General features: G+C 65.1%; 12 protein-coding genes. 1 reads left to right on the top strand and 11 read right to left on the bottom strand.

All coding sequences use genetic code 11. The features are described 5' to 3' along the window. Positions 1–39 precede the first annotated feature (39 nt). The 11 genes from KI811_RS06620 to ttcA form a co-directional block, all read right to left on the bottom strand. Positions 40–630 (bottom strand): hypothetical protein, encoded by a 591-nt coding sequence (locus KI811_RS06620; protein WP_214185684.1) that lies wholly within the window; start codon positions 628–630, stop codon positions 40–42. A gap of 2 nt (positions 631–632) precedes the next feature. Next, positions 633–1,097, bottom strand: a complete 465-nt coding sequence (locus KI811_RS06615) for a WbuC family cupin fold metalloprotein (RefSeq protein ID WP_214185683.1) — start codon at positions 1,095–1,097, stop codon at positions 633–635. A gap of 7 nt (positions 1,098–1,104) precedes the next feature. Next, the gene (locus KI811_RS06610) at positions 1,105–1,455 is read right to left on the bottom strand and encodes a VOC family protein (protein ID WP_214185682.1); all 351 of its coding nucleotides are present in this window, start codon (positions 1,453–1,455) and stop codon (positions 1,105–1,107) included. Between the two features lie 165 nt (positions 1,456–1,620). Next, positions 1,621–2,100, bottom strand: coding sequence for a HyaD/HybD family hydrogenase maturation endopeptidase (locus KI811_RS06605; protein WP_214185681.1), 480 nt, complete (start codon positions 2,098–2,100; stop codon positions 1,621–1,623). Between the two features lies 1 nt (position 2,101). After that, positions 2,102–2,770, bottom strand: a complete 669-nt coding sequence (gene cybH / locus KI811_RS06600) for a Ni/Fe-hydrogenase, b-type cytochrome subunit (RefSeq protein WP_214185680.1) — start codon at positions 2,768–2,770, stop codon at positions 2,102–2,104. 9 nt (positions 2,771–2,779) lie between these two features. Beyond that, positions 2,780–4,480: a nickel-dependent hydrogenase large subunit gene (locus tag KI811_RS06595; protein ID WP_214185679.1), complete on the bottom strand. Its 1,701-nt coding sequence runs from the start codon at positions 4,478–4,480 to the stop codon at positions 2,780–2,782. A 3-nt stretch (positions 4,481–4,483) separates the two neighbouring features. Beyond that, on the bottom strand, positions 4,484–5,602 hold the full coding sequence (locus tag KI811_RS06590) for a hydrogenase small subunit (RefSeq protein ID WP_214185678.1): 1,119 nt from the start codon (positions 5,600–5,602) through the stop codon (positions 4,484–4,486). 234 nt (positions 5,603–5,836) lie between these two features. Further along, positions 5,837–6,565: a ComF family protein gene (locus KI811_RS06585; RefSeq protein ID WP_214185677.1), complete on the bottom strand. Its 729-nt coding sequence runs from the start codon at positions 6,563–6,565 to the stop codon at positions 5,837–5,839. After that, positions 6,565–7,218, bottom strand: coding sequence for a lactate utilization protein (locus tag KI811_RS06580; RefSeq protein ID WP_214185676.1), 654 nt, complete (start codon positions 7,216–7,218; stop codon positions 6,565–6,567). Before KI811_RS06580 ends, KI811_RS06585 begins: the two co-directional genes overlap by 1 nt. Positions 7,219–7,250: 32 nt before the next feature. Then, positions 7,251–8,228 (bottom strand): 4Fe-4S binding protein, encoded by a 978-nt coding sequence (locus KI811_RS06575; protein ID WP_214185675.1) that lies wholly within the window; start codon positions 8,226–8,228, stop codon positions 7,251–7,253. 203 nt (positions 8,229–8,431) lie between these two features. After that, positions 8,432–9,205: a tRNA 2-thiocytidine(32) synthetase TtcA gene (gene ttcA / locus KI811_RS06570; protein ID WP_214185674.1), complete on the bottom strand. Its 774-nt coding sequence runs from the start codon at positions 9,203–9,205 to the stop codon at positions 8,432–8,434. A 138-nt stretch (positions 9,206–9,343) separates the two neighbouring features. Here ttcA and priA point away from each other — a divergent pair, with 138 nt between their 5' ends. Further along, positions 9,344–11,584, top strand: a complete 2,241-nt coding sequence (gene priA, locus KI811_RS06565; RefSeq protein ID WP_214185673.1) for a replication restart helicase PriA — start codon at positions 9,344–9,346, stop codon at positions 11,582–11,584. Positions 11,585–11,592 lie beyond the last annotated feature (8 nt).

The following is an 11,592-nucleotide window of genomic DNA, read 5'->3' as shown; positions in this document are numbered from 1 at the left end:
GGAAGTTACCGAACGTCAACGATTTTTTGCCCGCCCCCTTCACTCCAGGGCGATGAGGAGCCGGCCGTCCTCGTCCCGCCACCGCAACCATCCCACGACAGCCAGATCCAGGAGCACCTGGATCCGGTCCCCGTCCACGGAGACGATCCTGAAGCTCCGCTCGGGGGTGAGGGGTTCCAGATCCGGCACCATATCCCCCCCGCTTCCCCAGAGAAGGTAAAAGGGTTTCTTGAGTCCCCGTAAGAGCCGCGCCTCCCTCCCCTTGAGCAGCTCATCCCACGAAACGAAGGGCCACGCTCGCCGCGGCTTCAGCCATGCCGCGCGCCCGGCGTCGTCATGGATAACCTTCAGCCACCCGCCCTTGCGGGCGGTGACCACAAGGGGAAACTCACCGGACGGAATCTTGAAGGAAAGTGGCAGATGGGGCAACGTCGCAGCGCTCTTTTCGGCGATCCGGCCGATCCCCGGCTCCCCGTAGAGGATGAGCTGAGGGGGAGTCGGCTCGCCGGGGACGGCACAAACCAGAAGAACGCCTATCCCCGTGTCGGGGCGGGGAGGAGACGCCGCACCGGATACCGCTACGAAGAGAGCAACGCAGATAACCGGCAAAATCGTACGGATGAGGGCCATGGTCAGTGAAAGAGTGCCACAAGTGACGCGTGGTAGGTACCGGCTCCCCCGTCCCCCTCGGCAGGAGCCCAGGGGGCCTTTTCCTCCTCGGCAAGGGGGAGGTACGGTCCGGCCTTGGCCTCGAAAAAGACCGTGCCGGACTCAAGGCTCACGACGGTGTGAAACTCCCCGTGGGAGATGTCGACAGCCACCGCATCGCCGGCTTGGAGGAGACGAGTATCGGTCACCGCCCCTGCTCCGTCGAAGGAAACGACGCCGAGCCGCCCCCGCAGGATCACCATCGACTCGTCCTTGTTCGGGTCCAGATGCCGGTGGGGCTGGATGTAGGAGCCGGGCTCCATGGCGTTCAGGAGCCGGTGGCAGCAGAAGGCGTCGGAGGGGTGAAGGTTGTGGTTCTTCCGCAGGCGAGCGTTGTCACGGGCCTCGCCGGTGACCTGGTCGAGAAGTTCCGGGGTGATGATCTTCACGGGAGGCCTACCGGTCCGCGAGGGCAAAGAGGTTCCCGTCGGGATCGGCAACCACCGCCATCTTCCCCCAGGGGCTCTGCTCCAGGGGCTGCTCGAACCGGACGCCCGCATCGGTCAGCTCACGGCAGAAGTCGTCGATATCCTTCACCCGCAGGGTGATGCCAGTGTGGCGCCCTGCCAGGGCCGCGGCCTCGTCGGTGAGGGCCATGGCCACCCCCAGGGTCGTGCCGCCGGAGAAAAACTCCATCATCGTCACCCCCTCCTGGGCCAGGGGGAGCTTCAGCTGCTCCTTGTAGAACCGTTTCGCAGCCTCGAAATCGCGGACAAAAACCACCATGTTCTTCATCGCTTCAACCATGGGAGACCTCTCTGAATGATGTTTCGCGTACCGTCCGAACATAGCAGAGAGGGCCGTTCGCGGCAAGGGGGAACCGCCGGGGCCCCAACGGCAAAGGGCGCCCGCACCTGCAACGGTCCGGACGCCCCCTGTTTCCGCAAGGACGGGCTTCACATCCTCCCCCTGTCATCCCGCCGGCTCGGGCGTCACCCCCCAGGCGGCAAGCTCCGCGAGGACCTTCTCCACAAGATGGTCCGTCTGGGCCGCCACCGCCGGCGTGAGTTCCATCCCCAGTTCCACCGACTCCGGCTGCACCCCCCACAGGACCATCTCGGCGGGACGGCTCCCCTGGAACTCGGCCACGGCCAAAAGATCCTGGAGCCCCATCTGGTGGGGCGAAAGCTTGGTCCGGAAGGCCACGGGAATCTCCTCCCCCGCCAGCCGCACCACCGTCCCCGGCGGCCCGCCGGTCTCCACGGCATCCACCAGAAGGAGCCGCTCCACGCCGTCCAGGTAAGGGAGAAGGTCGAGGCCGAGGGTGCCGCCGTCCATGACCGTCACCCCTCCGGGGAAGCGGTACCCGTCCATGAGCCGCTGCACCACCCGCACACCAACGCCGTCGTCGGTCATGATCAGGTTCCCGATGCCGAGCACGAGAATCGACACCCTACTCTCCCCGCTTCACCGGCTTATAGCCGCCGAAGATGCTCGACATGACCCCGCCCCGTTCCTTCACGTCCATGAGCCAGGCGCTGTAGATGTGATGGATGGCAAAGGCGATGAGAAGCCACATGCCCATGTGGTGGGTAAGCCGCATCCCCTGGTTGCTGAAAAGGGCGTAGAGCGGCGCAAGGAGGACTCTCATCATCCCGCCAGGCGCGTGCTCGGCATCGAGGGCGAATCCGGTGCCGGCCATCACCAGGTAGAGGACAAAGACGAGGAGGTACGTGGCTCCGGCCAGGGCGTTGTGGCCGGTGGGATGGGGAACCTTCCGGGAAAGGAAGAGGTAGTAGAGGAACATCCGCCCCATGTCGCGCCGCCCTTCGGGATAGACGAACGGGACAAACTCCCGCCACCCTGCGTAACGGTTCCCCGCGAAGGCCCACCAGATGCGGCTCGCGATACTCACGGCAAAGGCATACCCTGCCGTAAGATGTACCACCCGCACCCATCCCATGACAAAGTCGGCGGGAACGAGCCCCAGGGTCTTAGGGGAGCCGATGTAGAAGCCGGTGACCGAGAGGACGATGATGGCGGTCACGTTGACCCAGTGGGTCAGCCGCACCGGGACCTCCCAGACGTACTTTTCGTAAAGACAGCTCCGGTTCCGTGCCATGGCGACCTCCTACAGGACCTTGACGCTCACCAGCTCGCCGCCGCAGGGATCGACCACGTGGACGGCGCAGGCGAGGCACGGATCAAAGGAGTGGATGGTGCGGAGGATCTCCAGGGGCTTGTCGGGGTCGGCCATGGGGGTGCCGACCAGGGCCGCCTCGTAGGGGCCCCGCTGCCCCTTCCCGTCCCGGGGCGACGCGTTCCAGGTGGAGGGGACAACCGCCTGGTAGTTCTCGATTTTCTGGTCCCGGATCCTGATCCAGTGGCCGAGGGCCCCCCGGGGGGCGTTGTGCCAGCCGTAGCCCGCCGTCTCCCGGGGCCAGGTGGCGGGGTCCCACTTCTCGCCGTTATGGATCGCCAGATCGCCGCCGACCACGTTGGCCACGAGCATGTCGAGCCACTTGGGAAGTTCCTGCGCCACCAGCAGCGTCTCGATCCCCCGGGCCGCGGTCCGGCCCAGCGTCGAGAAGAGCGCCTCCGGGCCGACCCCCAGCTTGCCGAGTACCAGCTCCACCGCCCCTTTCGCCCCCTGGTGCCCCGCGGCGTAGGCCACGAGGATGGTGGCCAGGGGGCCGGTCTCCATCGGCTTGCCGTCGTAGCGGGGAGATTTCACCCAGGAGTACTTCTTGTCCGTGTCGATCATGTCGTAGGGGGGCGTGGGGCCGGTGTACCGCGCCTCGGTCTGCTCTTCCCACGGATGGACCCCGGCGTCCCCCCCCTCGTACCAGGAGTGGGCCACGCTTTCGGTGATCTTTTGGTGGTCGATGGGATAGACCCGGGAGAGGTCTTTGCCCAGGATGATCCCCTGGGGGAACCAGAGCTTTTCCGGCTTGCCGCTGGTGTCCAGCGGGTATTCGCCGTAGGAGAGATAGTTCCCCACCCCGCCCCCGATGCCGGCCCACTCCTTGTAGAAGGAGGCCACCGCCAGGAGATCGGGGATGTAGACCTTCTCCACGAACGCCTTTGCCTTCTTGAGGAGCTGGGCAATCTCGGCGATCTTGTCGGCGTTGAGGGCGTTCTGGGAGTTGGGGTCCACGGGAATCGCCATGCCACCGACGAGGAAGGTCTGGGGGTGGGGGTTTTTGGAGCCGAGGATGGCGTGGATCTTGATGACCTCCCGCTGCCAGTCCAGGGCCTCCAGGTAGTGGGCCGTGGCCATGAGGTTAGCCTCCGGCGGCAGCTTGTAGGCCGGGTGCCCCCAGTAGGCGTTGCCGAAGGGGCCGAGGCGCCCCTTTTTCACGAAGGCCGCCACCTTGTCCTGCACCGACTTGAAGTAGGTGGAGGAGTTGAGGGGCCAGTCGGAAAGGGAGGCGGCCAGGGCGGCGGTCTTTGTGGGGTCGGCCTTGAGGGCCGAAACCACGTCCACCCAGTCGAGGGCGTGGAGGTGGTAGAAGTGGATCACGTGGTCCTGCACCACCTGGATGCCGATGATGAGGTTTCTGATCAGCTCCGCATTCAGGGGGACGCGGATGTTCAGGGCGTTCTCCACGGCCCGGATAGAGGCGATGGAGTGGACCGTGGTGCAGACGCCGCAGAAGCGCTGGGTGAAGTACCAGGCATCCCGGGGATCGCGCCCTTTGAGGATCTTCTCGATCCCCCGGAACATGGTGCTGGAGCTCCAGGCGTCGGTTATCCGTCCCCCGTTCACCTCGGCCTGGATGCGGAGGTGCCCCTCTATTCTCGTAATCGGGTCAACGACGATCCTGGCCATGGCCTACCCCTCCTTCCCCGCGTCGGATTCATCTCCCTTGCGCAGCGCGCTCACCACCCCGTGGATGCCGAAGGCCGCCGCCGTGGCGGCAGCGACGCCGAGGCCGATCTTGTCGGCCGTGGCCTCGACGCCGAAGCCGGGAACGTTGGGAAGCCGCCGGTAGAAGGGGGTCATGGTGTCCCAGAAATGGGGCTCGGAGCAACCGGCACAGCCGTGGCCGGATCCCACCGGCCAGTTCGTCTTTTCGTTGTAACGCTGGGTCGGGCAGTTGTGGAAGGTTTCGGGCCCCTTGCACCCCATCTTGTAGAGGCAGTGGCCGGCACGGTGGGCCTGGTCGCCCCACTGCTCCACGTACTGGCCGGCGTCGAAGTGGGGGCGGCGTTCGCAGTTGTCGTGGATCCGCTTGCCGTAGGCGAAAAGGGGGCGTCCCTTGCTGTCGGTGGCCGGAAGCTTGCCGAAGGTGAGGATATGGACCACGGTGGCCACCAGGTTGTCGGTGTTGACGGGGCAGCCGGGAAGGTTGATGACCGTGGCGCCGGGGACCGCGTCCTTCACCCCAACGGCGCCGGTGGGGTTGGGGGATGCGGCCGGGATGCCGCCGTAGGAGGCGCAGGTGCCGACGGTGATGGTGGCCATGGCGCCGCCGCAGACCTCTCGGGCGATGTCCACGGCCGATCTCCCGCCGACGCAGCAGTAGACGCCGTTGTCCTTCATGGGGATCGCCCCCTCGACGACGGCGATGTACTTGCCGCTCCGCTCCTTGAGGGTCTTGAGCCGCGCCTCCTCGGCCTGGTGGCCGGCGGCGGCCATGATGGTCTCGGCGTAGTCCACGGAGAGGACGTCGAGAACGATCTCACCCACCGTGGGGTTGGCGGCCCGCAGGAGCGCCTCGGTGTCGCCGGTGCAGCTCTGGAATTCGAGCCAGATCACCGACGGACGGCTGTCGCTCTCCAGCGCTTCGGCGATCCGTGGCGCCAGGGAGACCGGCAGGGCCAGAGCCGCCGACATGGCGGTGCAGAACTTCAGGAAGTCGCGCCGGGATACCCCCCGCTCCTCCCAGAGTCCCGGCGTGCCGAAACAATGCTGCTTCATCTCGTCATGCTCATCACCATTCTTCGCCATGGACATTCCTCCCCGGACAGAATACAGCGTGACATCACCACAACGAACGGCAGACCGTACACATCGACTTTATAACGATATTTTCTTATGTCAAATCAGTCCAACCACTATATTTGTAAAGTTAATTTTATATAATACTCCGCAATCAAACTAGGCTTATGAGAAGATTATTCACGATACATATAACGATATTTTTCTCAAACAGCGAACAGGCCTCTTCTTGAGGCCGTCGATCTAGCGCCCCGGAGGAGCCAGTGCAACGGCGATGACGAATACAGCCGAGGCGCCGGCTTCCTTGAGCACCCGGGCGCACTCCGCCACCGTGCTGCCGGTGGTGACAACGTCATCCATGAGGAGGACACGCCTTCCCGCGATACCGGCGGAACCGGAAACGGCGAAGGCCCCCCGGACGTTGGCCCGGCGCTCCCGGGCGGAAAGGGTCACCTGGGCAACGGTGGGACGGACACGACGGAGGGTGTGCCGCAGGAGCGGCAGGCGCCACTCACGGGACAGGACGGCGCCCATGAGAATTGCCTGGTTGAACCCCCGCTCCCGCAGACGCGTGCGGTGGAGGGGGACGGGAATGATTACATCGGGGGCGACGGATTGGACAAAAGGAGTGAGATGCCGAATGGCGAGGAGGGCCAGGGGCCGGCGCAGGTGAGCCTTGTGGCCGTACTTGTGGCGGTGGATCAACTCCTGGAGAGGACCGTCAAAGAGGAGCGCCCCCCGGACCTCGTCGAACGGAGGCGGGGTGAGCATGCAGGAGCCGCAGAGATGGTCGATCCCCCCCTCGGTCCGGTGAGGCACGCCGCAGACCGGGCAGAGGGGGGAGGTGATGGGGGTCATGGCCCCGAGGCAGGCGTCGCAGAGATGGAGCGGGCCTGCCCCAGGCACCGGTGCCTTGCACATGTGACAGAGCGGCGGGAACAGGACGTCGAGAAACGCCCGGAGGAGCTCCACTAGAACCCCATCTCCTCGTTCACCACCAGCACCCGCAGGTCGGTGAGGCGGGGCTTGCGGTCGATGACCGTGGTGATGCGGCAGATCCGGTCGGGGGAGTTGCAGTCGGAGCAGAAGCCGGTGGTGCCGCAGGGGGTCTTGTAGTTGAGGCGCCGGGCATTGGGGGGGGATGCCCACTCCTTGATCCGGTCGATGGCCTCCTGGACGCCGCCGTCCACGATCTTGTTCCGCCCCGCTACCACGATCACCTTCCTGGGCCCGAAGAACATGGAGCCGACCCGGTTGCCGGTGGCATCGATGTTCACGAGCCACCCGGAGAGGGTGAGGGCGTTGGTGCCGGTAAGAAAGAGATCGCAGGTGAGCTGGCGCCGCATGATGGCCACCCGCTCCTCCAGGGAGAGCCCCGGCGCACCGTGGATGAGGAGTTCCTTTCCCATCTCCCGGATTCGTTCGATCACCTTCAGGTCGGCAACCGACATGGAGCCGCCGAAGCCGACGCTCTCCGCATCGGCCGCCTCGGCCACGATGTAGTCGAGGGCCTCCTGACCGGTGCCGCAGTAGACGGCGGTGAAGCCGTTCTTCTCCAGGGATGCCACCGCCTTGCGGCATTTTTGCTCATGGGTCCAGTCAACGAGTTCGGTCGTGAGTGACATGGTGAAACTCCTTTCTTGTCTCTATTTCAGATTCACGGCCCCAGAAGCCGCATGTACTCGGCATAGGGCATCTGCGACGTCCAGTTCCCCGTGGCACGACCCACTACCGATCCAACCGCAACAATGAGCACCACCAGCACCGCGAAAAGGATGGCGTTCACCGCCACCTTGCGGCCGGTCAGCTTCATCTCCAGGGCCCCCATGGCCCGGCAGTGGCTCACGCAGCGCCAGCAGCCGATACACTCCTCGGACATGACCCGCTCCTTGCTCATCACCGGGATGTAGGAGGGGCAGACCTGGGTGCAGACCCCGCAGGAGACGCAGGTCTTTTTCTCCCGGGTCACCTTCACCGGCGAGAGGATCGCAACGAGCCCCAGAAGCGCCCCGTAGGGGCAGAGGTAGCGGCAAAAGGGATTCCGCACCGGCAGCGACAGGACGAGGAGCACCACGATCACCGCGAGGGGAATCCCCGACAGGTGCAGAAAGAAATCCAGGAGCCGCACGTCGGCCACCTTGTTGTAGTCGGAATAAATGAACCCCGTGACCGCCTCCGGCGCCATGGACCAGAGGATGGAGTAGAGAAAGAAAAGGAGGAGCAGGTACTTGATCCCCCGCAGCGCCACATCCAGCCATCGGGGGGGACGGACGTTTCGCCGGAACAGCACGAACCCCCGCTTCCAGAGGAGCTCCGACAGGGTCCCCACCGGGCAGATCCAGGAGCAGAAGGAGCGCTTGAGCAGCAGCGACACCGCCACCACCGTGACAAAGATCACCACCGACGCCGGGTGGATCGGGTTGATGGAGCCGCTGGCGAACCAGTCCTTCACCCCCAGGAGTCCGGCGATGGGTAGGAACCCCTCTACCCCGTCGGCCCGGGAGACGAAGGGGGCGGCTCCGCCAGTGCGGAAGTGGCGCACGAAGAGGAAGAGGCGCACGCCCAGATAGACCATGAAGAGGAGAAATCCCCACTGGATGGCGATCCTGAGGGGTTGCACGTAACGCTTGCTCACGCCGTCGCTCCTTGAGACATATTATGTCATACGCCTGAAGTATCCTGTCATCATCGAACCAGAGGAGGATACCATGGAACCAATCGTTGTCTTCGGCGTCGGCCTCGTGGCCTGGGGCACCTACATCTGCGTGGTGGACATGATCAGGGACCGGGCACCGACCCGGATCGTCAAAAGGGAGAAATCCCCGGCAAAGGCCGTGGTCAGGGGACGTCGCAGATCCGCTGCAGCTCCCGGTCGAGGAGGTGCCGCGGCTGCACGTTGGCCAGTGCCCGCAGAAGGCTCCGCTTGACGGCGGGATTCTCCCGCTCCAGCTCCTTCAGAAGCTCCTTCATCCGCTTGCGCTGGATGTCGGCCTTGCCGCAGACCGGGCAGCAGCAGCAGACCACGGGAAAGCGGTTCTCCCGGGCAAAGGGGATGATCTCCCGTTCCTCCACGTAGACCAGGGGGCGGATCACCGTCGTCTCGCCGTTGTCGGCCAGCATCCGCGGCGCCATGGCCTTGAGGGTCCCCACGAAGAACTGGTTGAGCAGCAGCGTCTCCACGAAGTCGTCCAGGTGGTGCCCCAGGGCCAGCTTGTTGCAGCCGTGCTGCTGGGCCAGGGTGTAGAGGACCCCCCGCTTGAGCCGGGCGCAGATGGAGCAGTAGGAGGAGCCGGGGCGCCGCTTCTCCTTGATGATGTCGTAGTGGGTGGTGGCCTCCACGTGGTGGGTGAAGCCATGCTCCTTCAGATGGGCCGCGATGACGTCGCTGCGGAAGCCGGGGTACCCCGAGTCGATGGTGAGTGCCACCAGTTCGTACTTCACCGGCGCCCGGCGCCGGAGTGATTCCAGGATATGGAGGAGCGTGTAGGAATCCTTCCCCCCCGAGACCGCCACCGCGATCCGGTCCCCTTCCTCGATGAGGCTGAAGTCGGCGATGGCGCGGCCGACACCGTTCTTTATTTTCCGATACCGCTTTTCGTCCACAAACTCCACGGGTTCCTCTCTTTCCACAATTCCACTACGGTACCCCACCGGCCTTCCCCAAGTCAAGCCGGTGCGCCCCTCCCCTTTCCCTTGTTCCCCCGGGACCGTCCTGCTATTATTCCCGTAATGCCACCAGTATCGGATTCCATGAACCATTCACCGTCGGACATCATTGAGGTTGCCATCCCGCTTCCCCTTGACACCACCTTCCACTACCGGGTGCCGGAAGGGCTTATGTCGCGTATCGCCCCGGGAAAGCGGGTTCTCGTCCCCTTCGGCCGGCGGAAGGTGACCGGCTATGTCCTCGGCTTCGCGACCGGCGAGGAACGGGAACTGCGGGAGGTGGCAGACGTCCTGGACGACGCTCCCCTCTTCACGCCTCGGGAACTGGAGCTCTACCGCTGGGCCGCGGCTTACTATCTCCATCCTCTTGGTGAAGTGATCAAGGCGGCTCTCCCTGCCGGAATCAATGTCCAGAGCCGGCGGGGCACCTCCACCGACGGCGACGCCATGACCGGGGGAAGGAGAGTGCTGACGGAAACCGTCTACCGCCCCGCAACGCCCCCTCCGGCTGTGGACGTGCCGCGGGGAAAGGCATCCTCCATCCTCTCCCATATCCAGCAGGAAGGAAAGGCCGCGGCGGCTGAACTGCGCGGTATCTTTGCCGACTGCTCTCCCCAGCTACGCCGGCTCCGGGAGCTTGGCTTCGTGGAGACGGAGGAGCGGGAGGTCTACCGGGACCCGTTCCGGGAGGAGTCAGTCGCCCCCGACGCCCCCCTCCCCATGAACTCTGGTCAAACCGAGGCCCGACACCGCATCGTCGCGGCCATCGATACGGGGCGCTTTGCCCCCTTCCTCCTCCACGGCGTCACCGGCAGCGGCAAGACCGAGGTCTATCTCCAGACCATCGCCCACCTCCTGGATACCGGACGGACTGCCCTGGTCCTCGTCCCAGAGATCGCCCTCACCCCCCAACTCGTGAACCGCTTCCGGCGCCGGTTCCAATGCGGCATCGCGGTGCTCCACAGCGGCCTCTCCGACGGGGAGCGCTACGACGAGTGGCGGCGGATCAGGCGAGGGGAGATTGCCATCGTCATCGGTGCCCGTTCGGCCATCTTCGCCCCCCTGGAGCGGATCGGCATGATCGTGGTGGACGAGGAGCACGAGTCCTCATACAAGCAGTCGGAGGGGTTCCGCTACAACGCCCGGGACCTGGCCCTTGTACGGGGAAAGATGGAGAAAGCCTGCGTGGTCCTTGGGTCCGCCACCCCCCAGGTTACCACGTGGCATGCCGCCGTGACCGGGAAACTCACCCTCCTCTCCCTTCCTGAACGGGTGAACGGTCTTCCGGTCCCCCATGCCGAGATTATCGATGCCCGGGGAAACAAAGCCGATGCCATCCTCCCGCAGCTGGCCGACGCCACGGCCGCCAACCTGGAGAGCGGCGGGCAGACTTTGGTCTTTCTGAACCGCCGCGGCTTCGCCACCTGGCTCACCTGCGAGGAGTGCGGCCACGTGCTCCGCTGCCCCAACTGCGCCGTCACCCTCACCTATCACCAGCGCAAGAACCGCCACGTCTGCCACTACTGCGACTACGCCATCCCGGCCCCTTCGGTCTGCCCCGACTGCGGAAGCACGCGGGTCACGCACCTCGGCCTTGGGACCGAACAGGTGGAAGAGCTGGTGCGGGAACGCTTTCCCGAAGCCCGGGTCGACCGGATGGACCGGGACACCACGCGGGGGAAAGGGGGTCATGCGCGGATTTTGCGCAAGGTGGCCGAGCGAAAGACCGACATCCTCATCGGCACCCAGATGGTCGCCAAGGGGCACGACTTCCCCGGCATCACCCTCGTGGGGATCGTGTCGGTGGAGTCAACCCTCAACATCCCCGACTACCGGAGCGCCGAGCGGACCTATCAACTGGTGACACAGCTCATGGGGCGAGCCGGACGGGGTGAGGATGCGGGGAGGGTCATCATCCAGACACTCAATCCCGACCACTACGCTCTCACCCACGCCGGGACCGCATCCATGGAGGAGTTTTACACGACGGAGCTTGCCTTTCGTCAGGAAACCGGCTATCCACCCTTCGTTCACCTGGGGGCCATCTACCTGACCGGCACTGCGCCATCGGCCGTGGAGCAGGAGAGCAGGCGCCTTGCCGGACAGATCCGCGCCCTGCGCCGTGACGTGGGAGGACATGTCGAAATACTCGGCCCCTCCCCTGCCCCCCTCCTGAAGCTGCGGGGGAGGTACCGGTGGCAGTTCCTCCTCAAGGCACCGGTACGTTCGGCGCTCCACCGCCTCCTGGCCCGCCTGCGGAGAACCTATACTCCTCCTTCCGGCATACGGATCCTGATCGATGTTGACCCGGTGGATCTCATGTGACTTCCCGT

The organism is Geobacter hydrogenophilus (genome assembly GCF_018501225.1).
Lineage (GTDB): Bacteria > Desulfobacterota > Desulfuromonadia > Geobacterales > Geobacteraceae > Geobacter > Geobacter hydrogenophilus.
The sequence above is the reverse complement of the archived record's forward strand: the minus strand, read 5'-3'. Positions and strand labels throughout refer to the sequence as shown.

What these genes read in the sequence shown, in the direction of transcription:
- KI811_RS06620 (WP_214185684.1), bottom strand. Translation starts at nt 630, where the DNA reads ATGGCCCTCATCCGTACGATTTTGCCGGTTATCTGCGTTGCTCTCTTC.
- KI811_RS06610 (WP_214185682.1), bottom strand. Translation starts at nt 1,455, where the DNA reads ATGGTTGAAGCGATGAAGAACATGGTGGTTTTTGTCCGCGATTTCGAG.
- cybH (WP_214185680.1), bottom strand. Translation starts at nt 2,770, where the DNA reads ATGGCACGGAACCGGAGCTGTCTTTACGAAAAGTACGTCTGGGAGGTC.
- KI811_RS06595 (WP_214185679.1), bottom strand. Translation starts at nt 4,480, where the DNA reads ATGGCCAGGATCGTCGTTGACCCGATTACGAGAATAGAGGGGCACCTC.
- KI811_RS06590 (WP_214185678.1), bottom strand. Translation starts at nt 5,602, where the DNA reads ATGGCGAAGAATGGTGATGAGCATGACGAGATGAAGCAGCATTGTTTC.
- KI811_RS06580 (WP_214185676.1), bottom strand. Translation starts at nt 7,218, where the DNA reads ATGTCACTCACGACCGAACTCGTTGACTGGACCCATGAGCAAAAATGC.
- priA (WP_214185673.1), top strand. Translation starts at nt 9,344, where the DNA reads ATGAACCATTCACCGTCGGACATCATTGAGGTTGCCATCCCGCTTCCC.